General features: G+C 60.7%; 22 protein-coding genes. 12 read left to right on the top strand and 10 right to left on the bottom strand.

Translation table 11 applies throughout. From position 1 onward, the window contains the following. Positions 1 to 57: 57 nt before the first annotated feature. The 3 genes from ACSBQV_RS21825 to iolD are packed head-to-tail and all read right to left on the bottom strand — an operon-like array spanning position 58 to position 3,978. Complete coding sequence (locus ACSBQV_RS21825) at positions 58 to 942, bottom strand: sugar phosphate isomerase/epimerase family protein (RefSeq protein ID WP_033645316.1); 885 nt, start codon at positions 940 to 942, stop codon at positions 58 to 60. Positions 943 to 973: 31 nt separating this feature from the next. Then, positions 974 to 1,996, bottom strand: a complete 1,023-nt coding sequence (locus tag ACSBQV_RS21820; RefSeq protein WP_047026504.1) for a Gfo/Idh/MocA family protein — start codon at positions 1,994 to 1,996, stop codon at positions 974 to 976. A 41-nt stretch (positions 1,997 to 2,037) separates the two neighbouring features. Then, the gene (iolD, locus tag ACSBQV_RS21815; protein WP_033651763.1) at positions 2,038 to 3,978 is read right to left on the bottom strand and encodes a 3D-(3,5/4)-trihydroxycyclohexane-1,2-dione acylhydrolase (decyclizing); all 1,941 of its coding nucleotides are present in this window, start codon (positions 3,976 to 3,978) and stop codon (positions 2,038 to 2,040) included. A 546-nt stretch (positions 3,979 to 4,524) separates the two neighbouring features. Between iolD and ACSBQV_RS21810 the strand changes: the two genes are divergently transcribed. Both ACSBQV_RS21810 and ACSBQV_RS21805 read left to right on the top strand, forming a co-directional pair. After that, positions 4,525 to 6,456: a bifunctional 5-dehydro-2-deoxygluconokinase/5-dehydro-2-deoxyphosphogluconate aldolase gene (locus tag ACSBQV_RS21810; RefSeq protein WP_099784937.1), complete on the top strand. Its 1,932-nt coding sequence runs from the start codon at positions 4,525 to 4,527 to the stop codon at positions 6,454 to 6,456. Positions 6,457 to 6,659: 203 nt separating this feature from the next. Then, on the top strand, positions 6,660 to 7,496 hold the full coding sequence (locus tag ACSBQV_RS21805) for a MurR/RpiR family transcriptional regulator (RefSeq protein WP_099784935.1): 837 nt from the start codon (positions 6,660 to 6,662) through the stop codon (positions 7,494 to 7,496). A gap of 38 nt (positions 7,497 to 7,534) precedes the next feature. On the opposite strand, the gene iolB is transcribed toward ACSBQV_RS21805, so the two are convergent. Together iolB and ACSBQV_RS21795 are read right to left on the bottom strand one after the other, a co-directional pair. Further along, a complete protein-coding gene (gene iolB, locus ACSBQV_RS21800; RefSeq protein ID WP_033645320.1) occupies positions 7,535 to 8,356 on the bottom strand; it encodes a 5-deoxy-glucuronate isomerase in 822 nt (273 codons plus the stop codon). Between the two features lie 77 nt (positions 8,357 to 8,433). Further along, positions 8,434 to 9,939 (bottom strand): CoA-acylating methylmalonate-semialdehyde dehydrogenase, encoded by a 1,506-nt coding sequence (locus tag ACSBQV_RS21795; RefSeq protein WP_046687940.1) that lies wholly within the window; start codon positions 9,937 to 9,939, stop codon positions 8,434 to 8,436. Between the two features lie 556 nt (positions 9,940 to 10,495). On the opposite strand from ACSBQV_RS21795, the gene ACSBQV_RS21790 reads away from it, so the two are divergent. Then, the gene (locus ACSBQV_RS21790; RefSeq protein ID WP_099784933.1) at positions 10,496 to 11,938 is read left to right on the top strand and encodes a sugar porter family MFS transporter; all 1,443 of its coding nucleotides are present in this window, start codon (positions 10,496 to 10,498) and stop codon (positions 11,936 to 11,938) included. Positions 11,939 to 11,970: 32 nt separating this feature from the next. Beyond that, complete coding sequence (locus ACSBQV_RS21785; RefSeq protein WP_099784931.1) at positions 11,971 to 12,807, top strand: TIM barrel protein; 837 nt, start codon at positions 11,971 to 11,973, stop codon at positions 12,805 to 12,807. A gap of 35 nt (positions 12,808 to 12,842) precedes the next feature. Here the strand turns inward: ACSBQV_RS21785 and fetB are convergent, their stop codons facing one another. The 5 genes from fetB to ACSBQV_RS21760 all read right to left on the bottom strand — a co-directional run bounded on the left by fetB (position 12,843) and on the right by ACSBQV_RS21760 (position 16,278). After that, positions 12,843 to 13,616 carry an iron efflux ABC transporter permease subunit FetB gene (gene fetB, locus ACSBQV_RS21780; RefSeq protein ID WP_033645324.1) on the bottom strand — a complete coding sequence of 258 codons (774 nt, stop codon included), beginning with the start codon at positions 13,614 to 13,616 and terminating at the stop codon, positions 12,843 to 12,845. After that, on the bottom strand, positions 13,603 to 14,280 hold the full coding sequence (gene fetA, locus ACSBQV_RS21775) for an iron efflux ABC transporter ATP-binding subunit FetA (RefSeq protein WP_033645325.1): 678 nt from the start codon (positions 14,278 to 14,280) through the stop codon (positions 13,603 to 13,605). Before fetA ends, fetB begins: the two co-directional genes overlap by 14 nt. Before the next feature lie 189 nt (positions 14,281 to 14,469). Further along, positions 14,470 to 14,757 carry a FaeA/PapI family transcriptional regulator gene (locus tag ACSBQV_RS21770; RefSeq protein ID WP_033645326.1) on the bottom strand — a complete coding sequence of 96 codons (288 nt, stop codon included), beginning with the start codon at positions 14,755 to 14,757 and terminating at the stop codon, positions 14,470 to 14,472. Between the two features lie 37 nt (positions 14,758 to 14,794). Continuing rightward, complete coding sequence (locus tag ACSBQV_RS21765) at positions 14,795 to 15,904, bottom strand: FKBP-type peptidyl-prolyl cis-trans isomerase N-terminal domain-containing protein (RefSeq protein WP_241900239.1); 1,110 nt, start codon at positions 15,902 to 15,904, stop codon at positions 14,795 to 14,797. Between the two features lie 29 nt (positions 15,905 to 15,933). Next, on the bottom strand, positions 15,934 to 16,278 hold the full coding sequence (locus ACSBQV_RS21760) for a hypothetical protein (RefSeq protein ID WP_370571642.1): 345 nt from the start codon (positions 16,276 to 16,278) through the stop codon (positions 15,934 to 15,936). An 825-nt stretch (positions 16,279 to 17,103) separates the two neighbouring features. Between ACSBQV_RS21760 and ACSBQV_RS21755 the strand changes: the two genes are divergently transcribed. From ACSBQV_RS21755 to ACSBQV_RS21720, 8 genes are all read left to right on the top strand, one after another. Further along, positions 17,104 to 17,634: a fimbrial protein gene (locus ACSBQV_RS21755; RefSeq protein ID WP_019455211.1), complete on the top strand. Its 531-nt coding sequence runs from the start codon at positions 17,104 to 17,106 to the stop codon at positions 17,632 to 17,634. Positions 17,635 to 17,725: 91 nt separating this feature from the next. Then, the gene (locus tag ACSBQV_RS21750) at positions 17,726 to 18,277 is read left to right on the top strand and encodes a fimbrial protein (protein WP_033651771.1); all 552 of its coding nucleotides are present in this window, start codon (positions 17,726 to 17,728) and stop codon (positions 18,275 to 18,277) included. 71 nt (positions 18,278 to 18,348) lie between these two features. After that, positions 18,349 to 20,850: a fimbria/pilus outer membrane usher protein gene (locus ACSBQV_RS21745; RefSeq protein WP_033645331.1), complete on the top strand. Its 2,502-nt coding sequence runs from the start codon at positions 18,349 to 18,351 to the stop codon at positions 20,848 to 20,850. A 24-nt stretch (positions 20,851 to 20,874) separates the two neighbouring features. Further along, positions 20,875 to 21,621: a fimbrial biogenesis chaperone gene (locus tag ACSBQV_RS21740; protein WP_033645332.1), complete on the top strand. Its 747-nt coding sequence runs from the start codon at positions 20,875 to 20,877 to the stop codon at positions 21,619 to 21,621. An 11-nt stretch (positions 21,622 to 21,632) separates the two neighbouring features. Beyond that, positions 21,633 to 22,244 carry a fimbrial protein gene (locus tag ACSBQV_RS21735; protein WP_033645333.1) on the top strand — a complete coding sequence of 204 codons (612 nt, stop codon included), beginning with the start codon at positions 21,633 to 21,635 and terminating at the stop codon, positions 22,242 to 22,244. Between the two features lie 14 nt (positions 22,245 to 22,258). Continuing rightward, entirely contained in the window at positions 22,259 to 23,263 is a 1,005-nt protein-coding gene (locus ACSBQV_RS21730; RefSeq protein WP_099785021.1) for a fimbrial protein, read from the top strand. A gap of 18 nt (positions 23,264 to 23,281) precedes the next feature. Continuing rightward, positions 23,282 to 23,821 (top strand): fimbrial protein, encoded by a 540-nt coding sequence (locus tag ACSBQV_RS21725; RefSeq protein ID WP_099785023.1) that lies wholly within the window; start codon positions 23,282 to 23,284, stop codon positions 23,819 to 23,821. Between the two features lie 109 nt (positions 23,822 to 23,930). After that, a complete protein-coding gene (locus tag ACSBQV_RS21720) occupies positions 23,931 to 24,554 on the top strand; it encodes a LuxR C-terminal-related transcriptional regulator (RefSeq protein ID WP_099785025.1) in 624 nt (207 codons plus the stop codon). Positions 24,555 to 24,556: the final 2 nt, after the last annotated feature.

Raw genomic sequence — 24,556 nt, 5'->3', positions numbered from 1 at the left:
TCTGCCTCGGTCCTTGGAGGGCCGCCGGTGCAAACGCCGCCGGCGAGCCGAATAAGATTAGTTGCCCAACAGCTCTCTTTCGATGCGCTCTCTGGTCGCCACCGCCTGGCTCGGCATCTTTTCCGGATAGCCGAACAGCGAGGTGCAGATGATCGATTCGCCGCCGACCTTGAAGCTGCGGTTGGCGAATTCCATGTCGCGCAGCGTCTGGAACAGGGCGTCGAAATTCACCTCGCCTTCGCCGATGCCGACGTGCTGGTGCACCGCGGCGTCAACGCCCGGCGGGTTGACGATATAGCGGCAGTGCTTGGTGTGGTTCATGGTGTCGGCGATCAGCACGTGGGAAAGATCGTCCCCGGCGTACTTCAGCATGCCGGCCACGTCGCCCTGCCCCTTGTCGTAGTAGAAGGTGTGCGGCACGCTGTAGAGGTATTTGACGTGGTCGCTGCGCAGCGATTTCACCAGATCGGCGGTTTCGTTGCTCAGCTCACAGAAGTCCCACGGATGCGACTGGATCTCCATACGGATGCCCTCACGCTCGACGATCGGCAGCAGCTCCTCCATCGAGCGATACCACAGCTCCTCGCAGATCTCCGGCTCGTTGGGGTTGCCGGCCAACTCGGTGTTGATCACCTGCACGCCCATCTCCACCGCGATTTCGATCATCCGTCGCCAGTTTTTGACCGCCGCCTGGCGGCGATCTTCCCCCGGCCCGGACCAGCGATACACCACGATAAATGAGGATATTTCCACGCCGGTCGCTTTCAGGGCGTTTTTATACTCCGCCATGATTTCGCGGCTGGCCTTCGGATGCTTGTAAAACGGGTTGATCTGCGGGTGCGGCGACTGCTCGATGTACTTATAGCCCCAGTCCGCCACCTGCTGAACCATTTTGGTCACGCCCAAATCCCGGATAACGTCGACATCAAAAGCGATCTTCATGGTCACTCCTCTGCAATCGTGGGTACGGGGTTCAAGCCGATGGCTTGTTGTAAAACGCCGGGCGCGCCGGCAGGGTCACCGGTACGATCTCGCCGCTGAGCTGGGCCGCCACGCAGGCGTCGGCGGTCACGGCGGCGGCGTAGCCGTCCCAGGCGGAAGGCCCGGTCAGTTGGCCCGCGGCCACGTCGTTGATGAACCCCTGCAGCTCGACGTCATAGGCGTCGATAAAGCGATCCTTCCAGTCGGTCAGGATTTCGGTCGACAGGCGGGCGCCGCTGCGCAGCTGCACCGAGGACGGCTCCGGCAGTTTGGCGATGCCGGTTTCCCCCACCACTTCACACTGAATGTCGTAGCCGTACTGGCAATTGACGAAAATCTCGACGTCGATGCGGGTGCCTTTGGCGGTTTCGAACAGCACAATCTGCGGATCTTTCAGATGCGGGAACGCCTTCGGGCTCTTGCGCGGGAACACCACCTGCACCGACACATAGTCGTCGTCGAGCAGCCAGCGCAGCACGTCGATTTCGTGGATCAGGGTGTCGGTGATCGCCATATCGGTGGTGTAAGCCTCGCCGACCGTCGGGTTGCGGTGCGCGCAGTGCAACATCAGCGGTTCGCCGATCTGGCCGCTGGTCAGCACCTGTTTCAGCGCGCGATAGCCCTGGTCATAGGGGCGCATGAAGCCGACCTGCACCAGCCGCTTGCCGTACTTCGCTTCGGCATCGACGATGTTTTTGCAGCCCTGCGCGGTCACCGCCAGCGGTTTCTCGCAGAACACCGGTTTGCCGGCGGCGATGGCCGCCAGCACGAATTCTTCGTGACTCGGCCCCCAGGAGGTGACCAGCACCGCCTGCACGTCGGCGGCCTTGATCAGATCGTGGCCGCTGTCATACACCCGCGCATCCAGCTGCAGATCGTTCACCGCCTTGGCGGCGTTGTCGCGATTGATGTCGTTCACCGCCACGACGCGGGCGCCCTGCAAAACTTTGCTGCAGCGACGGATATGATCGCGGCCGATGGCGCCGGTGCCGATAACCCCAATGTTCAAAGTCATTTTCGCTACCCTCTGGAAAGTGTGTTGTGTTCGAAAACGAATCAGTAATCGCGCGCCTTATCGATGTTTTCCTGCAGTTTGCGCGCCACTGCGACGATTTTCTCGCTGTCGGCCACCTGAGCGCCGCCCACGCGCCACCAGCTGAGGTACTTGTGCACCATGGTCTTCGGCAGCACTTTGATGTCGAGCAGCGTGGACACGGTTTGCCTGCGGGCGTCGGCCAGCGCGTCGAGCAGCTGCTGCTCGGTGGTGACGCGATAGGTTTTGCAGCCGTAAGCCGCCGCCAGCATGGCGAAATCGACCGGCACCAGTTTGCCGTCGAGCTTGCCGCCCTCTGGATTGCGGAAGCGGAATTCGGTGGTGTAACTGTCCATGCCGTGTTCCATCTGCAGGTTGTTGATGCAGCCGTTGGTCATGTTGTCAAACAGCACCACGTTGATCTTGCAGCCTTCCTGAATCGAAGTGACCAGCTCGGAATGGAGCATCATGAAGGCGCCGTCGCCCACCATCGCGTACACCTCGCGCTGCGGCTCGGCCAGCTTGACCCCCAATGCGGCGTTCACCTCGTACCCCATGCAGGAGTAGCCGTATTCCACGTGGTAACCGTGCTCGCCATGGTTGTGCCACACCCGCTGCAGGTCGCCCGGCAGGCTGCCGGCGGCGGCGACAATCACGCTGTCCGGCGGCAGCTCACGGTTCAGCACCCCCAGCACCCGGCTTTGCGTCATCGCCGAGTCGGTCTGAGCGATAAATTCGGCGAACACCCGTTCGCGATCGAGGTGATCGTCTATTTCCGGCACAAAGCCTGCGCCGCTGTATTCCACCGCGTAAACCCGCTCGGTCTCTTCACGCTGGGCGCCGCGCGCCGCGGCGATGGCGTCGCCCCAGCCGGCGCGATAATCAGCCTGCGCCAGCAGCGCGCTCAGTTCGCTCAGGCCCTCGCGGGCGTCCGCCAGCACCTGCACGCCGTCGAGCTTGCCGGCGTCAAAGGCGCTGACGTTGATATTGAGGAAGCTGACGTCCGGGTGTTGGAACAGCCATTTGGACGAGGTGGTGAAATCGGTGTAACGGGTGCCGACGCCAATCACCAGATCGGCCTGTCGGGCCAGCGTGTTGGCCGCCAGGCAGCCGGTTTCGCCGATGCCGCCGAGGTTGAATTCATGATCGCTCGGCACCGCGCCTTTGCCGGCCTGGGTCTCGGCGAACGGAATGCCGAAGCGCTCGGCGAATTCGCGCAGCGCCCGCCCGGCCTGCGAGTACTTCACGCCGCCGCCGCACACCAGCAGCGGTTTGCGTTTGGCCGTCAGCAGCGCCAAGGCGTCCGCCAACATGCCATCGGTCGCCGGGCGGCGATCGAGCCGGTGCACGCGTTTTTGGAAGAAATAGTCGGGGTAGTCGTAGGCTTCCCCCTGCACGTCCTGCGGCAGACACAGCGTCACCGCGCCGGTTTCCGCCGGATCGGTCAGCACGCGCATCGCGTTGATGCAGGCGCTCATCAGCTGTTCCGGCCGCACGATGCGGTCCCAGTACTTGCTCACCGCGCGGAACGCGTCGTTGGTGCTGATGCTGAGATCGTAAGACTGTTCGATTTGCTGCAGCACCGGATCCGGCTGGCGGGAAGCGTAAACGTCGCCCGGCAGCAGCAATAAAGGGATGCGGTTGGCGGTGGCGGTAGCCGCGGCGGTGATCATATTGGCGGCGCCGGGGCCGACCGAGGAGGTGCAGGCGTAAATCTGCCGGCGCAATTTCTGCTTGGCGAAGCCGATCGCCGCGTGGGCCATCCCCTGTTCGTTACGGCCCTGGTGCACCCGCAGATCGCCACTATCCTGTTCCAGCGCTTGCCCCAACCCCAGTACGTTGCCGTGGCCGAAAATCGCGAAAATGCCCGCGACGAATTTGGTTTCCACCCCGTCGGCCAGCAGATACTGGTTATCGAGAAATCTGACGAGCGCCTGCGCCATGGTTAGCCTGATCTTGCCCATTTACTCACCCTTTAGATTGAGGGCCGCCCCGGAAAGGGCTCGCGCCGAGCCGACAATCCCGTGTTTGTGTTACGCGGCGGCAGCTATTATCTTGAGCAGGCGATGCCCGCTGCTCACGAAGTCGACAACCTGAAACGTGAAGCGATTATAAACAAATATATTTTTCATAAAATCACATTACAGAAGAAACATTTCATTTTGCGATAAAGATCGCATATTAGATGAAAAGCCCGTTTCATCTCGTGGTTTGGCCTTTACCGGCTTAGCGCCGCGCACCGGCCGGGGAACGCCATCAGCACGCAGGGCGACCGTCTTTCATCCTTCCCCGGCGCCTCTTTGCCGCACGCCCTCCGCCACCCTCTCATGGCGACTTAATCCGCTTTTTCCGCTCCTCCGTCGATGTTTTAAACGCATCACATTTTTGGGGTGTAAATTTCATTCCATATTGAAATTGAAATTTTCATTCCCCATACTGTTCCCATGCTTCCTGCAGGGCGCCACGCTCGGGCCGCCGCCGGAGTTTTGCTTAAACAGAAGGAAACGGGTATGGCTACACAAGAAAAACAGCTTGATGTCATTTGTCTCGGACGCATCGCCGTCGATTTCTATGCTCAGCAGATCGGCGCGCGTCTGGAAGACGCCGGCACATTCGCCAAATACCTCGGCGGCTCTTCCGGCAACGTGGCCTACGGCACCGCCATTCAGGGGTTGAAATCCGGCATGCTGGCCCGCGTCGGCGATGAACACATGGGCCGCTTTCTGCGTGAAGAGCTGCAGCGCGTCGGGGCCGATACCCGCTGTCTGATCACCGACAAACATCGGTTAACCGGCCTGGTGATCCTCGGCATCAAGGATCAGGAAACCTTCCCGCTGATCTTCTACCGCGAAAACTGCGCGGACATGGCGCTGACGCCGGACGACATCGACGAAACCTACATCGCCAGCGCGCGCGCGCTGGCCATCACCGGCACGCACCTGTCGCACCCGAACACCCGCGCCGCCGTGTTGAAGGCGCTGGAATACGCGCGCCGCCACGGTTTGCGCACCGCGCTCGACATCGATTATCGCCCGGTGCTGTGGGGGCTGACGTCGCTGGGCGACGGCGAAACCCGCTTTGTGGAATCGGCACAGGTGACCCGCGAGCTGCAGGAAGTGCTGCACCAATTCGATCTGATCGTCGGCACCGAAGAGGAATTTCATATCGCCGGCGGCAGCACCGATACGCTGACGGCGCTGAAAAACGTGCGCCGGACGACTGCGGCCACGCTGGTGTGCAAGCGCGGCGCGCAGGGCTGCTCGGTGTTCGAAGATGACATCGCCGACGACTGGGCGCAGGTGAAGCTGCACGCCGGCGTGCGGGTGGAGGTGCTGAACGTGCTGGGGGCCGGCGACGCCTTTATGTCCGGTCTGCTGCGCGGCTATCTGAACGATGAGGGTTGGGATCAGGCCTGCCGCTACGCCAACGCCTGCGGCGCATTGGTGGTCTCGCGCCACGGCTGCGCGCCGGCCATGCCGACCAAACGGGAGCTGGACGACTACCTGCAGCGTGAACAACAGGTCACGCGCCCGGACCGCGACGCGCGCCTGAACCACCTGCACCGGGTCACCACCCGCAAGCAACAGTGGCCGGAACTGTGCGTGTTCGCCTTCGATCACCGCAAGCAGTTGGCGGACATGGCGCGCGAAGCCGGCGTCGGCGAGGAACGCATCCCGCGTCTGAAGACCCTGCTGCTCACTGCGGCGCAACAAGCTGCCGCTCAGGCCGGCCTCGACGGCAACAGCGGCATTCTGGCCGACACCACCTACGGGCAGGCGGCGCTGAACGAGATCACCGGCCAGGGATGGTGGATCGGCCGGCCGGTGGAGCTGCCCAGCTCGCGCCCGCTGCGCCTGGAGCACGGCAATATCGGCTCGCAATTGATCGACTGGCCGCAGGAGCACGTGGTGAAGTGCCTGGTGTTTTATCACCCGCACGACGCGGCGGAACTGCGCCGCGAACAGGATGCGCTGATCGCCGACGTCTACCGCGGCTGCTGCAAATCCGGTCACGAACTGCTGCTGGAGGTGATCCTGCCGGACAGCAACGCCGACAAGGACGAGCGCTATTACCTGGAGATGATTGAACACTTCTACCACATGGGCATTCAGCCGGACTGGTGGAAACTGCCGCCGCTGAGCGCGGAAAACTGGCAGCGGGTCGGTGCGCTGATCGACGCCTGCGATCCCGACTGCCGCGGCGTGCTGATCCTGGGGCTCGACTCCCCGGAGGCGGTGCTGAAGGCGGGCTTTGCCGCCGCCGCGGATGCCCGCTGGGTGAAAGGCTTCGCCGTCGGCCGCACCATTTTCGGCCAACCTTCACGCCGCTGGCTACAGGGGGAAATCGACGACGCGGCCTTGATCGAGCAGGTGAAACAAAAATACCTGACGCTGATCGGTTTCTGGCGCCAGTACCGTCCGCAGGCGGGCGGCGCGCACTGACAACAAGCGCGAGTTCACGTCCCCTTAAGGCCATTTCGCCGCTTTAAGGGGATTTTTTTGCCCATTTTCTGTGAAGTCGCGCAATGTGCGATCGAATAAATCGCTTTTTGAGGAAATGAAATTTCCGCTCCGTCTGTTAAAATACCCTGTCAATATTTCAGGCGTCAGGCCAATGCGCCTTCACCCCACTGCGAGCCGAATGGATGAACAACCCAACTCAACTTTCGCTGTTACAGGACGAGATCCGCCACCGTTATGAAACGCTGAGCAAGCGTTTGAAGCAGGTGGCGCGCTACATTTTGGATAACAGTAACAGCATCGCTTTCGATACCGTTGCCTCCATCGCCGCACAGGCCAGCGTGCCGCCCTCCACGCTGATCCGTTTCGCCAACGCCTTCGGCTTCAGCGGCTTCAACGAAATGAAGCAGGTGTTCCGTCAGCATCTGATGGAAGAGACGGTGAACTATACCGAGCGCGCGCGCCTGTTCCGCCAAACCTCCACCGACGACAACGTCGCGCCGGAGAAACCGGCGGAGATTCTCAACGTATTCACCATGGTCAACGCGCAGGCGCTGCAGCAGTTGGCGATGCAGATCGCCCCCGAGCAGCTGGAACGCGCCGTCGATTTGCTCAATAACGCCGAAAACATCTACGTGATCGGCCTGCGCCGCTCGTTCAGCGTCGCTTCCTACCTCACCTATGCGCTGCGCCATCTGGAGCGCCGCGCGTTTCTGATCGACGGGCTGGGCGGGATGTTCACCGAACAGCTGAGCATGGTGAAACCGAAGGACGTGGTGATCGCCATCAGCTATTCGCCGTACGCCCGCGAGGCGGTGGAACTGGTGGAATTGGGCGCCAAGCGCGGCGCGCAGCAGATCGCCATCACCGACAGCCAGGTCAGCCCGCTGGCCGCCTTCAGCGACGTCTGTTTCGTGGTGCGCGAAGCGCAGGTGGACGGGTTCCGTTCGCAGGTGGCCTCGATGTGCCTGGCGCAGACGCTGGCGGTCTCGCTGGCGCTGAATAACGCCCGGGACGAGTAAAGCTGACAAAAAAGCCCGGCAAGCCGGGCCTCAAGCGCCTATTGCGCGGCGGGGTAGCCGTCGCCGTTAATCCAGGCGTGGTCTTTTTCCCAGGTGAACTTCCACTGCCGCACCGGCCCGGCCATCACGTTGAGGTAATAGTTGTCGTAACCCGCCAGGGTCGCCACCGGGTGATAACCGCGCGGCACTTTCACCACGTCGCGATTGTAGACCGGCATGCACTCGTCGAGCGTGCGGTCGTCGGTATAGACGCGCTGCATGCAGAACCCTTGCTCCGGCTGAATGCGGTGATAGTACGTCTCTTCCAGATAGGTTTCGTCCGGCGAGTCTTCTTGATCGTGCTTGTGGCTCGGGTAGGAGCTGGTGTTGCCCTCGTCGGTGTAAACCTCCACCACCAGCAGACTGTCCGCCGGCTCGCTATCCGGCAGAATGTTGTGCACCAGCCGCTGGTTGCGCCCCTTGCCGCGCCGCTCCACGCCGATATCCGCCGGCGTGATCAGCCGTGAAGGCAGGTGGCCGCCGCCGGGCGCGCTGCACACCGCCAGCTCCAGATCGGTTTCCGCCCGCACGTCGATGCGATCGTGGTGCGGCACATACACCGCGTAAGGCGGCGTACGTTCGAACGGGCTCATGCGTTTGCCGATATGCGGGTATTCGGCGCGCCGCGTGGCGACGGAGGCGATACCGGCCACCAGCACCAGACACAGTTCCTTGTCGCCGCATTCCAGCTGCAGCGACTGCCCGGCGGCCAGGCGGTAAACGTCAAAGCCGACATAGCGCCAACCGGCATTTTCCGGCGTCACGTGCTGAATACGCCCCTCGGCGTTCGGCGTCTGACATTTGGCAAGCAGTGAAGACATCTCGATTCTCCTGTTAATGACCCGTGCAAAGGCCGCTGCCCCGAAGGAGCAACGGCCTGGTCTGAATATGACAGCGCTTAGCCCAGCGTCGGCATGCTGAATTCGGACACCGTCTGCTGCCCGGCCGGCCAGCGTGCGGTGGCGGTCTTCATGCGCGTGTAGAAGCGCACGCCGTCGGTGCCGTGCACGTTCAACGCGCCGAACACCGAGCGCTTCCAGCCGCCGAAGCTGTGGAACGCCATCGGCACCGGTACCGGCACGTTGACGCCGACCATTCCGGCCTGCACGTCTTGCACGAACTGGCGCGCATAGTGGCCGCTACCGGTGAAGATGGCGCTGCCGTTGCCGAATTCGTGGCCGTTCACCGTGTCTATGGCGGTGCGGTAGTCCGGCACCCGTACGATGCCCAGCACCGGCCCGAAGATCTCTTCGCGGTAGATGCGCATGTTCGGCGTCACATGGTCGAACAGCGTGCCGCCGACGTAGTAGCCTTCAGGATAGCCCGGCACCTGATAGTTGCGGCCGTCGGCCACCAGGGTGGCGCCTTCTTCCACGCCCAAATCGATGTAGCCCAGCACCTTTTTCTGGTGAGCGGACGACACCAGCGGCCCCATTTCATTCTCTTCGCCGCCCTGCTGCAAGCCCGGCCCGACGCGCAGCTGCGCGATCAGCGGCTTCAGTTTGGCGATCAGTTTATCGGCAGTGTCGTCACCGACCACCACGGCGATCGGCAACGCCATGCAGCGCTCGCCGGCAGAGCCGAACGCGCCGCCCATCAGCGCGTTGACCGTGGCGTCCAGATCGGCGTCCGGCATGACGATCGCCTGGTTCTTCGCCGCGCCGAAGGCCTGCACCCGCTTGCCGTGCGCGCTGGCGGTGGTATAGATATGTTCCGCCACGGTGGAGGAGCCGACGAAGCTCACCGCCTGAATGCGCGGATCGGTGCACAGCTGCGCCGCATCTTCATTGGCGCAGTGCACCACGTTGAACACGCCGTCCGGCAAACCGGCTTCCTTCAACAGTTCCGCCAGGCGCACCGAGGCCGAAGGCACCAGCGCCGGCGGCTTGAGGACGAAGGTGTTGCCGCAGGCCAACGCGATGGGGAACATCCACATCGGCACCATCGCCGGAAAGTTGAACGGAGTAATGCCCGCCACCACGCCCAGCGGCTGCATCAGCGAGAAGCTGTCGACGCCGCTGCCGACGTCCGGCGAGTACTCGCCTTTGATCAGATGCGGGATGCCGCAGGCGAATTCGACCACTTCCATGCCGCGCGTCAGTTCGCCCAGCGCATCCGAATACACTTTGCCGTGCTCGCTGACGATAAGCTCGGCCAGCTCGTCGCGGTGCTGTTCCAGCAGCGCCTTGAAATTGAACATGATGCGCGCGCGGCGCAGCGGCGTGGTGCGCGACCAGTCGGCGAACGCCCGGTGGGCCACGTCGATGGCCTGTTTGACTTCGGCGGCGGTGCTCTGCGTGACGCGCCGCTCAACCTGTCCGCTGGCCGGGTTGTGCACGTCGACGGTTTGATTGCTGCTGCTCAGGCACACCTGCCCGTCAATAAAATTACCCACGGTTTTCATGTCACGCCCTCTTTTCAAGTCCGCTGTCGCCTGGCCACACCCAGGCGGCGCGGCGTTAATCGTCCCGCTCGCCAAACCCCGTCGGCAAGCCGGCTACATCCTGACCGGATGCAGAAAACTCTATTTCATTGAAAAAAAAGTTTCAAATAAATTGTTTTGAAAAATTTGTTTTTAGTGCGTGAGGTCGCAATTTTGCGGTGTCGATCGGGTTGGCGCTTTCATTACCGCGCCAATCAAGGCGCGGTTTCGCAGGAGAGTCCATCGCTGATGCATACTGACTTTGCTACAGAAAATCCGCACTGCGCCTGACCTGCGGCCGTTACCGCCTCCCTCCGAGCGCCCAAGGCGCCCGGATCGCTCGCGACGGTTTTTTTTGAACTGGATCTAAAAATCAATATTCCATTATTCACTAATTATGAAATAAATGTTCTTGTTTGTTCCAGCATTTATCAACGACATCGCCTTGATGACAGGCACGGTTCACACCCTTCCGCTCGCCCTCTTCCCGACACCCTAACCGTGCGGACGGAAGCCAGGATAAAAATCGGAGCAACACATGTCATATCAGCGTAAGCACAATACCGGTTACATATTGCGAATTTGCGGCATCGCCGCCCTGGGCGGCATTCTGTTCGGCTACGACACCGCCGTGATCTCCGGCGCGATCGAAGCGTTGAAAACCTATTTCGATCTCAGCCCGGCCGAAACCGGCTGGGCAGTCTCCAACGTGGTGATTGGCTGCGTGGTCGGCGCCTTCGCCGCCGGGCCGCTGGCGGCGCGCTGGGGCCGTAAAAAAGCGCTGATGCTGGCGGCGCTGCTGTTCACCGTTTCCGCCGTCGGCGCCGCATTGGCCCCGACCTTCACCTGGTTCGTCATTTACCGCATCATTGGCGGGCTGGCGGTCGGCATCGCCGCCACCGTGTCGCCGATGTACATGTCGGAAGTGTCGCCGAAAGACATGCGCGGGCGCGCGCTCAGCATGCAGCAGTTCGCCATCGTGTTCGGCCAGATCGTGATTTTCTACGTCAACTTCAAAATCGCCAGCCTCGCCAGCGAAGCCTGGCTGGTGGAAATGGGCTGGCGCTGGATGTTCGCCTCAGGCGTGATCCCCTGCATTCTGTTCTGCATCCTGGTGTTCGTCATTCCTGAATCGCCGCGCTGGAACGTGATGATGGGCCGCGACGATCAGGCGCTGGCGATGTTGACCAAGGTCTCCAACGCCGCCCACGCGCAGAATCTGCTGAAAGAAATCAAAGACTCGCTGCAGCAGGATCAACAGCAGCAGCACCGGAAGCTGAACTACGGCGATGTGCGGGTGCGTTTCATCCTGTTCGTCGGCTGCATGATCGCCATGTTGCAGCAGGTGACCGGCGTCAACGTAATGATGTATTACGCGCCGGTGGTGCTGAAAACCGTCACCGAAAACGCGCAGGAAGCGCTGTTCCAGACCATCTGGATCGGCGTGCTGCAGCTGGTCGGTTCGGTCATCGGCGCCATGCTGATGGATCGCATGGGCCGCATTCCGCTGATGCGTTACGGCACGCTGGGCGCCATCGCCGGCCTGCTGCTCACCTCGTACGCGCTCTACACCCAGGCCACCGGTTATTTCGCGCTGTTCGGCATGCTGTTCTTCATGGTGTTTTATGCGCTGTCCTGGGGCGTCGGCGCCTGGGTGCTGGTATCGGAGATCTTCCCGAACCGCATGCGCGCGCAGGGGATGAGCATCGCCGTCGGCTGCATGTGGGTCGCCAACTTCGCGGTGTCGCAGTCGTTCCCGATGATCAACGATCACCCTTACCTGTTCTCCCATTTCCACGGCGCCTTCCCGATGTGGATCTTCGCCGCCTGCTGCCTGTTCAGCTACTGGTTCATCGGCCGCTATATCCCGGAAACCAAAGGCGTCTCACTGGAAAAAATGGAGCAGGTGGTGCTGGCCAAACGTCATCGTCATCCCCTGCCCGACGGCAAGCCGCTGCCGCTGGAAAACGGCAAATCCTGATAACTCAACCCTGACCGCTGGAGTCATGCCCCATGAACATTGCGCTGGACCGCTTCTGCATTAACCGCAAGATCGCGCCGAATCTCGATCTGGACCGTTTTTTCCGCCTGGTGAAACGCTGCGGGCTCAGTAAGGTAGAGCTGCGCAACGACATGCCCAGCGGCAAGGTGACCGACGATCTGAGCAACGCGCAGCTCAACGCGCTCGCCGCGCAATACGGCATCGAGATCGTCACGATCAACGCCCTCGGCAGATTCAATCTGATGGATGACCCGGCGGCGCTGCAGCAGCGCGCCGAAGCGATGCTGGCGCAGGCGCAGGCCATCCGCAGCCGGGCGCTGGTGCTATGCCCGCACTGCAGCGCCGACGACACGCGCAGCGAGCAGCAAAAACGCGACGACACCCTTGCGGCGTTGCGGCTGCTGGCGCCGCTGTTTGCGCGCTATGGCGTAGAGGGATACGTCGAACCGCTGGGCTTCGGCATCAGCTCGCTGCGATCGTCGCTGTTGACCCAGGCGCTCATCCGCGACTCGGGCGCGCCGTACCGCATCGTGCTCGATACGTTCCACCACTACCTGAGCGACGTGACGCAGGCCGACTTCGACGCGCAGATCCAGGTGGCGCAGATCGGCCTGGTGCATCTGTCCGGCGTGGAGGACGGGCGGGATAAAAGCGCGCTGAGCGACGAAGAGCGCATCATGCTGAGCGAGGGCGATCGGCTGGAGAGCCGCCGCCAGGTGCAGAACCTGGAACGCCTGGGCTACACCGGCGTCTATGCCTTCGAACCGTTCTCTTCACAGCTGGACCGCTGGAGCGAGGCGGATATCGAACGAGAAATCCGCCAGAGCATCGCCCTGCTGCAAGGGTAAAAAAACGGCCTCCGCGGAGGCCGTTTTTCATGGCGTTACTTCAGGTTGCCGACCACCAGCTGATGGCGCTCATTGTAAAACTTACGGTAGGCCAGATAGCAGGCGATGATGGTCGACAGGCTGGCGGTGGAAAGCAGCATGAAGGTCACCATAATCTGATATTTGATCGCTTTCACCGGATCGATGCCGGCGAAGATCAGCCCGGACATCATGCCCGGCAGGCTGACCAGCCCAACGGTTTTCGCCGAGTCGACGGTCGGGATCAGCGAAGCGCGGATGCTGTCGCGGATCAGCGCCGCCGACGCGAACTTGGGCGTCGCCCCCAGGCTGAGCATCTCCTGAATCTTCTGCTGCTCGCTTTTGAAACGCTGGCCGAGGTTGGTGTAGCACAGCCCCACCGCCACCATGGCGTTACCGGCGATCATCCCGGAGATGGGGATCACCTGCATCGGCGTAAATTCGATGGAGCCGGTCAATACCAGCACCGCCAGCGTCAGCACCGCGCCGGTGGTGATGGCGATAAACGACGTCACGAACGCGTGTTCGACGTACTTGCTGCGTTTCTTGGCGTTGTAGGCCGCGTTAAAGCAGATGAACAGCACCATCAACACGGTGAGAACGGCGTTATCCAGGTCGAAAATATACTTCAGCACGTAGCCGACGATGATCAGCTGCACCACCGCGCGGCAGATGCTCCAGATGATGTCCTTTTCCAGCGCCAGCTTTTCCCGGTGGCTGATCAGGATGGCGACCACCACCAGCACCATCGACAAGCCCAAGGATTCGTTGGTGATATTATGCTGATTCATGCTGTTGCTCCTGTGGCTCGGCGCCGTGCGCGCGCAGGGTGATCACCTCGTCCGCATGCGCTATCTCTTCGGTATCGTGCGTCACCCACAGCACCGCCAGCCGGTGTTCCGCCACCAGCTGATGCACGATTTCGTTGACGTTGCGCTTATTTTCCTCGTCCAACGCGCTGGTGATCTCATCGAGCAACAGCACCCGCGGCATAAACTGCAGGTTGCGGATCAGGGACACGCGCTGCTTCTCCCCGCCGGACAGTTCATTGATGCTTTTCGTCAGCATCGCCTCCGGCAGGCCGAAACGCGCCAGATCGGCCTTCATTTTTCGCTCGGCCGGCGGTTCCTGGCGGATCTGATACGGCAGCGCCAGATTGTCGTAAACCGTATTGCCGAACAGCGCCGGCGTCTGGAAGCAATAAGAGACCTGCTTGCGATACGCCTCCGGCGACATCTCGTCGATCGCCTGGCCGTCGAAATAGAGGCTTCCGCTGGTCGGATTCATTAAGGAAGAGATGATTTTCAGCAGCGTGCTTTTTCCGCAGCCGGAAGGCCCGGTGATCAGTTTGAACTCGCCCTCACCCAACGTGAAAGAGACGGAGTCCAGGATCACCTGGCGGTCTATTTGATAATGAATATCATCCAATCTCAGTATGTCTTTCTTTTCCTTCATTACGATGCCGGCTCCCTACACCTGTTCCCGTCTGAGCGATAAGTATATGGTCGCAAAAAACATCTTAGCAATGCCTGCGCGGAGGGCGGAAAGCGGAGAGGAGGATTGGCGGAGCGAAACGCCCCGCCAAATAATAAGATTAATTAATGTTTAGCTGTAAGATAGTCAAAAGCGACCGTCAGGGTCGAATCACTCTTTTTTTATCGCTGCCTGTTCGTCGCAGCTGTACCAGCGTAGAGAATTGTTGATGCTGCGGTGGGTGCAGCGGACCTTGCCCTCCTTTTCCAGCGCCAGCAGCAGGGTGCGGGTGGTATAAATGTTTTCACCGCATTTATCCGCCAGCTCGCGGGTCTTCGGCCACTGCTCCGGCGGGGGATGATGGCCGCCGGAGCCTTCCACACGATCCCTGCACAATCCTTGCAACACATTCAGCATCAGCGATTTTCTGCTTTCAAACGTTTTCGGCGCCTTGGCCATAGCATTCCTCCTGAGTGGTTACTGCTGAGCTCCCCGCTCACGACTGCACGTCAGCGATGCGCAGGGTATAAATCATGGTGGCGTCCGGAGGGATCGCCGGCGGGCTGCCCTGCTTGCCGTACGCCAGCGCCGGCGGCACCACCAGCGTGATCGAGCCGTGGCGCTGCAGCTTCTCGATAGCCGCACGAAACAGCGGCGGATAGCGCGTCAATGGCTGCGAGATCACCGTTCCCGCCAGCTCCATGTCTTTGATCACCCGGCCGTCGGTCAGGCTTTCGCGCACCACGATATCCACCCGATCGTCGGCGCCGATCGCACCACTGCCGGCATAGTCCACCCGGTAGTAGAAACCGAGCGCATCTTGCTTGACTCCCTCCTGGCGGGCGAAATCGGCCAGATAGGCCTTGCCGTCCGGAGGGGGAGCCTGTGTCGGTTGCGTCTGCTGCAAACGTTGCTGCGCCGTGCGCAGCGCGCTGTCGATGGCGGCCTCATCCAGCCGCAACCGCCCGGCCAGGGTATCGGCGATGCCCGCCAGCAAAAGCCGCCGAGCCGCCTCCAGTCCCGCACGCCGGTTCTCCTGTTGCAGATGCAAAATATCGCGCCCCAGCGATACGCCGGCGGCATACGCCTGCTTGTCCGCCTCGCTGGCCAGCACCGGAGCCTCAGCCGCCTGCCGCCGCTCAGCCAGCAAGGCGTCTACCCGCTGCCGTTGCCGTGCCAACTGCGCCGTCAAGCTTGCGCTGCGCTGTTCGGCCCGCGTGAGCGAAGCGGCCAGCGCGGTGACCTCAGGCAACGGCGCAACGGCCTGCCGCAACGCCTTCAGGGCATCGGCCAACGGCCGAATATCGACATCGATCCGCTCGCTTTTCGGCTCCGCGGCGGCCTGAGCCGCCGCCAACTGGCGCTCCAGCTGACGGATTTTCTCCGCCTGCTGTTGCACAGAGTGCTTCAGAGAAGTTAAACGAGCGCCGTCTGCCCCCGCGACGGCGGCCGGTTTGGCGGCCGGTGCGGGCGCCGGTTTACGCGCGGTTTCCTCCTTGAGCGTGGCCGGCGGAGCCTGCCGCTGTTCGGCAAACTTCAACAGGGCGGGAATGCCGTCGTCAGCGGCGCAAACGGCGCCGCTCAGCGCCAACAGCCAAAGCCCCATCGCCCATCTTTGCGCGCATCGCTTCATGGCTACAGATTCTCGACCCGGTTGGACAGATCGGACATCAGCTCATGTTCAACGTCGGCGCAGAATTTCTCGGTTTTATATTGATAAAGAGCATCAATCGCTTTACGGGTGCTTTCATCCACATTGCCGCGCACGCCGGCATATCCGGAAGCGTTGGAAAGCAGACCGTTAAAATAGGCAATGCGTTTTTGGTAACTCTGCGGATTAATATTTTTTAATGAGTTAACCCGTTGCTGGCAAAGCGCGATACGTTGTTCATCGGATTTATCATTAGGATTGTTCTGTGAAAGTTTTTTCACGGAATTCAGGTTTGTCTTGCTACCGCTCACGCAGCCTGACAGCGACATGACAGACAGTAAAAATATAGCAGAAACTACCGTGCGGCGGCCGCCGCAAGCATTAATCATCGTTATCATTCCGTTTATAATCCTTTAATTGTCACTTAGGTCATCATTATGTGGCGAACAGCAACGGCACATGCCTTAATTTGATTAATCAAAATGGGTTAGGCAGTGAAAATCCCTATGTCGCAGTGCGATAGAATAATTCACTACCGATGACATTGTTATTTAATTGTTAATGAATTAGACCTAAACGCGGGCTAAACACGAATAAAAAAGCCAATCCCTTAGGGGGAGAAAACCACGAAACAACAATAAAAACAATAGACTATGTTTTATATTTTGTTTCTAAAGGGAAATTCATCATCTGCTGCCTCAGGGCGATATTAGCAAAACAATATGGCGAATTGTAGGTATCAGCCTATTTCCCCCGATCTAATATCTCGCATATCGTTATTTACATAGTGATTTATACTGGATAATATTTGTATACGATCTATTGGTTTTAAAGCAAATATATTTCTTTTTCCTTTTGGTTTTATATTCTGAACTTGACTTAATTTAATAAAATCTATTTCCAAGCAATACTATTATTTGCAAGAATATTCCCAGCAACACGCCACACGTAAAACTCGTGTTTTATTTACCAGAAAATCCATTGTCGATTTTCCCAATCTCGTTATTTCTCATAAATAACGGATGTTGGCGTATTGCCCAGAGCAAAAGGATCTGGCTCCAACCGTACGGCCGGCGACATGACGTTGCCACCGCTGCGGGGGATTTAGATGTGCTGTTCTTTTTATTTAAAAACTCTCTACAGGAACCTGAGAAATGAAACTGAATAAATTAATGCTGGCAACCGTGATTGCTTTCGCTTCTGCATCTGTTGCTCACGCCGCATCTAATCAGGGCAGCGGTAAAGTCACCTTTACCGGCGAAATTATCGATGCGCCATGCAGCGTCGCGCCGGAATCCGTTGACCAAACCGTACCAATGGGCCAAATCAGCAGCCGCATCCTGGCTAACCAGGGTAAATCCAGCATGCAACCTTTCAACATCGAACTGAAAGATTGCTCCATCTCCACCATGAAAAACGTCAAGGTGACCTTTACCGGCACGCCTGATCCGGTCAACAACAAACTGCTGGCTCTGAGCGGCACGGCAACCGGCGCCGGCATCGTGATCTACGACAACCTGCACTCCAAGGAAGTGGAACTGGGCACGGCGACCGACGGTCAGGGCCTGAACGACGGCGACAACTCGCTGAAATTCGCCGCTTACCTGCAGGGCAGCAGCGCCTCCGCCGCCGTGGTGCCGGGCGACTTCACCAGCGTGGCCAACTTCACCCTGGCTTACCTGTAATACCCCACAGGGGATGTCTCAGGGCATCCCCCGCTTGATTGCATGCCGACGAGAGCGGCAAGGGAACAGGGCAAGACAGGGAGACGCCAGCATGACTATCCGCCTTTGCGGCCTGTTGCTCATCGCGCTCAGCGTCGGCAGCGCGGCGGCGGCAGTGAAAAATCAGGGCCACGGCAAAGTCAGCCTGGGCGGCACCATCGTTGAAACGCCGTGCGGCATCGCCAGCGACAGCCTGGATCAAACCGTCGATTTCGGTCTGATCGCCATGACCGATGCCTCGCAGGACGGGCAATCGGTGCTGATCGGCAGCCGCCGTCATTTCACGATCAAACTGGTGAACTGCGAACTGGCCAGCCAGGTGAAGCCTGACTTCATCTATCGCGCGGCCAACGTCACCTTCGACGGCACCGCCGACAGCCGGGATCCTTCCCTGCTGGGCGTTTACGGCGAGGCACAGGGCGTGGCTATCGAGCTGTTGACCGATGCCGGCACCCCGATCCCGCTCGGCAGCACGACGGCGGATTACCAGATCGTCGCCGGCGACAACACGCTGCGTTTTGGCGCGCAGTTGCGCCTGCATCCCGATAAGGCACGGGCGGGCGGCTTCAGCTCTCTGGCCAAATTCACCCTGTCTTATCTCTAGCGCCGGCGGGCGCTGCACAGCATTACGTATTCAGGTCGCACGGATGACCTGCTATTGGGCGCGGACTTGCCATGAGTGATTATGCTATGACGTCATTACTGACACGGAAACACCTACCTCTTCTCGTCATTCTATCTTTCCTCTGGGTGCGTCCGGCATTTTCCGCCACGGAATTCAATACCGACGTCCTGGATATCGGCGAGCGCAGCAAAGTGGATCTTTCGCGTTTCTCCGATGCCGACTACGTCATGCCCGGCGCTTATTTGCTGGACATCAAGATCAACCAGAAAACGCTGCCCCAGCGCAGCATTCAGTATTTCCCGTCGCCGGATAACAAAAGCGGTAGCCAGGTGTGCCTGCCGCCTGATCTGGTGGAAAAAATGGCGCTGAAAGAAGAAGCGGCCAAAAAAGTCACCCTGTGGCACGACAACCAGTGCGCCGACATTCGCGGCATCAAAGGCGCGACCGTCTCCGATCGCATCGGCGGCGGCGTGCTGGCGATCACCATCCCGCAGGCGTGGATGAAATACTCCGATCCCGACTGGACGCCGCCCGAGCAGTGGGACGACGGCATTCCCGGCCTGCTGCTGGACTACAACCTGAGCGGCCAGTTAGGCAAGCAGAATCACAACAACAACACCGCCCAGAACCTGAGCAGCTACGGCACGCTGGGCGCCAACCTGGGCCCCTGGCGCCTGCGCGCGGACTACCAGGCCAATTACAATCAGCAGGCCGGCGATCGCAGCACCGGCTTCGACTGGAATCAGATCTACGCCTACCGCGCGCTGCCGATGCAGGCCGCCAAGCTGACGCTGGGTGAGATTTATCTCGACTCCGGGGTGTTCGACGCCTATCGCTTCACCGGCCTCAATCTGGCCAGCGACGAGCGCATGCTGCCGCCGAACCTGCAGGGCTACGCGCCGGAAGTGCGCGGCATCGCCAAGAGCAACGCCAAGATCACCGTCTCGCAGGAAGGCCGCACGCTGTACGAAACCACCGTGCCCGCCGGGCCGTTCGCCATTCAGGATCTCAACAGCTCGGTGCGCGGCAAGCTGGACGTCAAGGTGGAAGAGCAGGACGGCACCGTCTCGACCTTCCAGGTGGATACCGCCACCATTCCGTACCTGACCCGCCCGGGCTACGTGCGCTACAACGTGGCGCTCGGCAAAACCTCTGCCTACGACCACCGCACCCAGGGCCCGCTGTTTTCCGCCAGCGACTTCTCCTGGGGGCTGAGCAACGCCTGGTCGTTGTATGGCGGGGCGCTGCTCGGCGGCGACTATAACGCCTGGGCGCTCGGCCTCGGCCGCGATCTGAACGTGTTCGGCGCCATGTCGCTGGACGTCACCCAGTCGATCGCCCGTCTGCCCGGCGAGCCAACCGCCAGCGGTATGTCGTTCAAGCTCAACTACGCCAAACGCTTCGATGAGCTGAACAGCCAGATCACCTTCGCCGGCTACCGCTTCTCGCAGCGCAAGTTCATGAACATGTCGCAGTACCTGCAGGAGCGTTACGGCGATTACGACAAGAATTACAACGGCCGCCAGAAAGAGCTGTACACCATCACCGCCAGCAAAACCTTTATGGCGGAAGACAGCGCCAAGGCGATCACCGCCTACCTGACCTACTCGCACCAGACCTATTGGGATGCGCGAACCCAGGACCGTTACGGGCTGTCGGCCAGCAAGCTGTTCAGCGTCGGCGATATCAGCAACATCACCGCCTCGCTGTCGGCTTACCGCACCTATTACCAGGGCCGCACCGACGACAGCGTGATGCTCAACTTCACCGTACCGATCGGCGACCGTCGGCGCGTCGGTTATGCGCTGCAAACCAACAACGGCGATGTCACGCAGACCGCGTCGTACAACGACTACAGCGATCCGGACAATACCTGGCAGGTCAGCGGCGGCTTTAATCAGTCCGGCAAATCGCTGGCGCGCGGGTACTACACCCACAACGCCTCGTTCGGCTCGCTGAACGCCAGCGCCTCTTACCAGCAGGACAGCTACTCGTCGATCGGCGGCTCGTTCCGCGGCGGCCTCACCGCCACCCGGCACGGCATCGCGGCGCATCAGAACTCGAGCAACGGCGGCAGCCGCATGATGCTCGACACCGACGGCATCGCCGGCGTGCCGATCAACAACGGCCGCGCCTACAGCAACCGTTTCGGGCTGGCGGTGATTTCCGACATCACCAGCTACTACAACACCGACACCCGCATCGACGTCAACAAGCTGGCGGACGACGTCGAGGCCACTCGCGCCGTGGTGCAAGGCACGCTGACCGAAGGCGCCATCGGCTACCGCCACTTCGAGGTGGTGAAAGGCAGCAAGCTGTTGGCCACCATTCGCCTCGCGGACGGCAGCGAACCGCCGTTCGGCGCCGCGGTGCTGAGCGAGAAAGGCCGCGAGGTCGCGGTGGTCAACGACGGCGGCTCGGTTTACCTGACCGGCGTGCAGCCGGAGGAAAAACTGGACGTCGCCTGGGAAGGCCAACGCCGCTGCCGCATCGTGATCCCGGGCGCCGCCAAGCCGCTGGACCAGCTGCTGCTGCCGTGCGCCACCCTGTAATCCGTAACGCTGAGAAATAATGACATGAACAAACACCCGATAACGCTACTGACCGCCGCCGGCCTGGCCCTGAGCGCCGTACTGCCCACCGCCGACGCGGCGATATCGCTGGATCGCACGCGCGCCGTTTATGTGAGCGACGCCAAATCGATCAGCCTGAATATCGTCAACGAAAACAAAGAGCTGCCCTTCCTGGCGCAATCCTGGCTTGAGAACGAGCAGCACCAGAAAATCACCTCGCCGCTGGTGGTGCTGCCGCCGCTGCAGCGCGTGGAACCAAGCGAGCGCAGCGTGGTGCGCATCACCAAGACGCCGGAGGCGGATCGCCTGCCACAGGATCGCGAGTCGGTGTTCTACTTCAACCTGCGCGAAATTCCGCCGAAAAGCACCAAAACCAACGTGATGCAGCTGGCGCTGCAAACGCAGATCAAACTGTTCTATCGGCCGAAAGCCATCGTCGCGCCCAAGGGCCAGGTGTGGCAGGAAAAGCTGGTGTTCCGTAAAAGCGGCGGCGCCATCACCGTCGACAACCCGACGCCGTTTTACATCACCCTGACCGGCATGACGCGGCAGACGCAAAAACAGGGCGGCGGCGCGATCGGCGGTTTTCAGCCGCTGATGCTGAAGCCGAAATCCAGCGAAAGCCTCAAGCTGCAAGAGACCGGCATGAACAGCTTCGTTATCACCTACATCAACGACTACGGCGGCCATCCGGAGCTGCGCTTCGTCTGCAATGGCGGCGTTTGCACCGCCGTGCCCGAGAAAAAATAAGGAGGTCCAGCATGGCTGAATTCACCGATCGACTGCGCCCGCTGCTGCTCGGCGCACTGCTGTGCGGCGGCGGCGCGATGGCGGCAACGCCGCTGGGCGTGATCGAAGGCACCACCGGCACCGTCAGCTTTCACGGCGGCCTGCTCAGCTCCCCCTGCAGCCTGACGCCGGACAGCCGGGATCAATCCGTCGATCTGGGCGACGTCAGCGCACGCGACTTCCGCAACGCCGGCGATCGCAGCGCGCCGGTGCGTTTTCGCCTCTCGTTCCGCAACTGCCTGCTGGGCGCGCGCGCGCTGGCGGATAACCCGGCCGGCCCGCGCAACGGCGACGCCGGCCGCCTCTACCTGCAGGGAGAGCAGGCCGCCACGCTGGTGTTTCTCGGCGAAAGCGATGTCGACAACCCATCGCTGCTGAAGCTGAACGGCGGCGTGCAGGGCATCGGTCTGCGGCTGCAAGACCAACAAGGCCAGGCGCTGGAGCTGAATCAACGCAGCCGCCCTTACATTCTGCAACCCGGCAGCAACACCCTGTGGTTCAGCGCCAGCGTGGAATCCACCCAGCGGGCGGTGATGGCGGCCGGGTTCGCCGCCGTGGCGCACATTCAGGTGATTTACCTGTGAGGTTCGAGAACGCGATGAAAACTCAACTGACCAAATTCTGCCTGCCGCTGGCGATCGCGCTGGCGGCCCCCGCCGCCTGGGCCAACGGCTACGTCACGCCGGATGGCGGGCCGAAACAGTTCTATATCGATCTGAATCAAAGCAACATCACCAACCAGGTGGGGTTCACCAAACTGTTTCCCTATGATCTGGGCGGCACCTATACCGGCAAGGTGTATTGCGATACCCCCATCCCCACCAGCCCACACTTTTACAAGTCGGATTCGGCGTTGCCTCCCTCCGACTATGGCAACGGCTATTTAAAACTGAATGACTTTCTGGATTTAAAGGCCGAGGTGTGGATCGCCGGCAACAAGAACGCCTATGTCACGGTGCCTTTTTACAACGAATCGAATTTGCTCAATCAGCACAGCTGCCGGCCACCGTACTTGCAGGTCAATAACTACGGTAGCGGTTCCAAAGGCAAGATCACCTTCCGAGTGCGCAAAAAGATCATCAACGGCGTCGAGATTAACGATCGGCAGATCATCGAGATGTACGGCCGCCTCGGTTCGACCGACGGCGGTTTCGGCCCCAATCCGATGGCGCAGGTGTTTATCCAGTCCGCGATCCTTTACGTACCGGATAAATGCGTGGTGAACGAAGGCCAGCTGATCAACGTCGAGTTCGGCGAAATCGGCGGCAGCGATCTCAACGGCTCGAACTACCCGCAAAGCATTCCGGTGCGCTTCCAGTGCGAGGGCGGCAGCTTCGAAGACGGCACGCTGAACATCAAGCTGGCGGTCTCGGGCACGGCCGCTTCCTTCAGCAACGAGGTGTTCAAAACCGACAAGAACGATCTCGGCATCCGGCTGACGCACAACGGCCAGTTGGTCATCCCAAACGAGTTTTACCCGGTGCCGAACATCGGCAACGGCGGCTCCTGGAACCTGGTGGCGGCGCCGTTCGCCAACGGCGGCGCGGAGATCGGCGAAGGGGAATTCAACGCGTCGGCCACCATCGTGGCGGCATTCCAGTAACCGAGGGAGGAACGGAAAATGCGTCTACGCGCTTTAGCGCTGCTCAGTTGCGCGTCCTGGTGGTTTGTCGCCATGCCGGCGGCGGCGAACACCGAGCTTATCGGCGCGCCGGTGCAGTTCCACGGCACCGTGGTGAGCCGGCCGTGCAATATCGAACCGCAGTCCGCCGATCAGCTGGTGGAGATGGGCACGGTGATCGTCAAAACCCTGTATCGCTACGGCCACACCACGCCGGTGCCGTTCAGCATCAAGCTGACCGACTGCAAGACCACGGTGTTCAAATCCGTCAGCGTGACCTTCAGCGGCACCGAAGACGGTGAGCTGCCGGGCAAGCTGGCGATCAACAACGGCGCGAACGGCGCCGCCATCGCCCTGTTCGATCATCAGGGCGTAGACATCGATTTGAATAAGGCCACCAGCGCCGTCGCGCTGCAAAACGGCCCCAACAGCCTGAATTTCACCGCCTATGTGCAAGGGCGGCCCAGCGCGATTCAAAACCAAAGCATTACCGAAGGCGAATTCACGTCCATCGCCAATTTTGTGCTGGCATACCAATAAGCCCCGCACCGTCCCAGGGAAATCAGGAAAACGACCGGCGCGCGAACGCCGGCGATGGGCCGTCACCGTTTGCTCCGGCGCGGCGCCACGGCCTTTTAAGGAGTCACCCATGCCAGATATTCGCTTCACGCTGTTCGACAGCGATAACTTCTACCAGCAGGGGCTGCGTCTGCTGCTGCAGGACTATCTGCACTCCCTGAACGAATGCCACCGCCGGTACCCGCAGTTCTCGCCGCTGGCGCTGCAGGCGTTGGATAACATCGAAATCGTGTTCCGCACGCCGGAAGAGCGCTGGGGCTGCGCCTGTTGCTATCAAAGCCCTCACGGCATCCCGCGCCAGCGGCAGCTAACCCTGCTGATCCTCGACGACGCGACCCAGCAACAGGTGAAAAACCTGCCGCCGCTGTTCAGCATCCATCGGCGCGATTCGGCCTACGCCATTCGCCTCAAGCTGCAGATGGCGTTGGAAAAGTTCATCCTGCATCCGTGGGTGGCGCTGCACGCCGCCGGCATGTGGAAATGCCAGGCCTGCCGCATCGCCGCGCTCAGCCACTGCGAGAAAAAGGTGCTGGGTTTGATGAGCAGCGGCATGTCCGCCTGCAGCATCGCCGGCCTGCTGCAGCGCAGCCAGAAAACCATCAGCGCCCACAAACGTTCGGCGATGCGCAAGCTGAACGTGCGCAAAAACAGCGAGTTGAATCGGGTGCTGCTGAATCAGCGGGGGCTGAATTAACC

This window comes from Serratia sp. B501 (genome assembly GCF_051172315.1).
Taxonomy (GTDB): domain Bacteria; phylum Pseudomonadota; class Gammaproteobacteria; order Enterobacterales; family Enterobacteriaceae; genus Serratia; species Serratia ureilytica.
Note: the sequence above shows the minus strand (reverse complement) of the source record. Positions and strands in the feature narration are given on the sequence as shown.

Excerpts from the sequence above, each read along its gene's own strand:
- ACSBQV_RS21765 (WP_241900239.1), bottom strand. The coding sequence starts at position 15,904 with ATGGGGCTTTGGCTGTTGGCGCTGAGCGGCGCCGTTTGCGCCGCTGAC.
- fetB (WP_033645324.1), bottom strand. The coding sequence starts at position 13,616 with ATGAATCAGCATAATATCACCAACGAATCCTTGGGCTTGTCGATGGTG.
- ACSBQV_RS21825 (WP_033645316.1), bottom strand. The coding sequence starts at position 942 with ATGAAGATCGCTTTTGATGTCGACGTTATCCGGGATTTGGGCGTGACC.
- fetA (WP_033645325.1), bottom strand. The coding sequence starts at position 14,280 with ATGAAGGAAAAGAAAGACATACTGAGATTGGATGATATTCATTATCAA.
- ACSBQV_RS21755 (WP_019455211.1), top strand. The coding sequence starts at position 17,104 with ATGAAACTGAATAAATTAATGCTGGCAACCGTGATTGCTTTCGCTTCT.
- ACSBQV_RS21735 (WP_033645333.1), top strand. The coding sequence starts at position 21,633 with ATGGCTGAATTCACCGATCGACTGCGCCCGCTGCTGCTCGGCGCACTG.
- ACSBQV_RS21785 (WP_099784931.1), top strand. The coding sequence starts at position 11,971 with ATGAACATTGCGCTGGACCGCTTCTGCATTAACCGCAAGATCGCGCCG.
- ACSBQV_RS21795 (WP_046687940.1), bottom strand. The coding sequence starts at position 9,939 with ATGAAAACCGTGGGTAATTTTATTGACGGGCAGGTGTGCCTGAGCAGC.
- ACSBQV_RS21740 (WP_033645332.1), top strand. The coding sequence starts at position 20,875 with ATGAACAAACACCCGATAACGCTACTGACCGCCGCCGGCCTGGCCCTG.
- ACSBQV_RS21760 (WP_370571642.1), bottom strand. The coding sequence starts at position 16,278 with ATGTCGCTGTCAGGCTGCGTGAGCGGTAGCAAGACAAACCTGAATTCC.
- ACSBQV_RS21745 (WP_033645331.1), top strand. The coding sequence starts at position 18,349 with ATGAGTGATTATGCTATGACGTCATTACTGACACGGAAACACCTACCT.
- ACSBQV_RS21725 (WP_099785023.1), top strand. The coding sequence starts at position 23,282 with ATGCGTCTACGCGCTTTAGCGCTGCTCAGTTGCGCGTCCTGGTGGTTT.
- ACSBQV_RS21770 (WP_033645326.1), bottom strand. The coding sequence starts at position 14,757 with ATGGCCAAGGCGCCGAAAACGTTTGAAAGCAGAAAATCGCTGATGCTG.
- iolB (WP_033645320.1), bottom strand. The coding sequence starts at position 8,356 with ATGTCTTCACTGCTTGCCAAATGTCAGACGCCGAACGCCGAGGGGCGT.
- ACSBQV_RS21805 (WP_099784935.1), top strand. The coding sequence starts at position 6,660 with ATGAACAACCCAACTCAACTTTCGCTGTTACAGGACGAGATCCGCCAC.
- ACSBQV_RS21730 (WP_099785021.1), top strand. The coding sequence starts at position 22,259 with ATGAAAACTCAACTGACCAAATTCTGCCTGCCGCTGGCGATCGCGCTG.
- ACSBQV_RS21750 (WP_033651771.1), top strand. The coding sequence starts at position 17,726 with ATGACTATCCGCCTTTGCGGCCTGTTGCTCATCGCGCTCAGCGTCGGC.
- ACSBQV_RS21810 (WP_099784937.1), top strand. The coding sequence starts at position 4,525 with ATGGCTACACAAGAAAAACAGCTTGATGTCATTTGTCTCGGACGCATC.
- iolD (WP_033651763.1), bottom strand. The coding sequence starts at position 3,978 with ATGGGCAAGATCAGGCTAACCATGGCGCAGGCGCTCGTCAGATTTCTC.
- ACSBQV_RS21790 (WP_099784933.1), top strand. The coding sequence starts at position 10,496 with ATGTCATATCAGCGTAAGCACAATACCGGTTACATATTGCGAATTTGC.
- ACSBQV_RS21820 (WP_047026504.1), bottom strand. The coding sequence starts at position 1,996 with ATGACTTTGAACATTGGGGTTATCGGCACCGGCGCCATCGGCCGCGAT.
- ACSBQV_RS21720 (WP_099785025.1), top strand. The coding sequence starts at position 23,931 with ATGCCAGATATTCGCTTCACGCTGTTCGACAGCGATAACTTCTACCAG.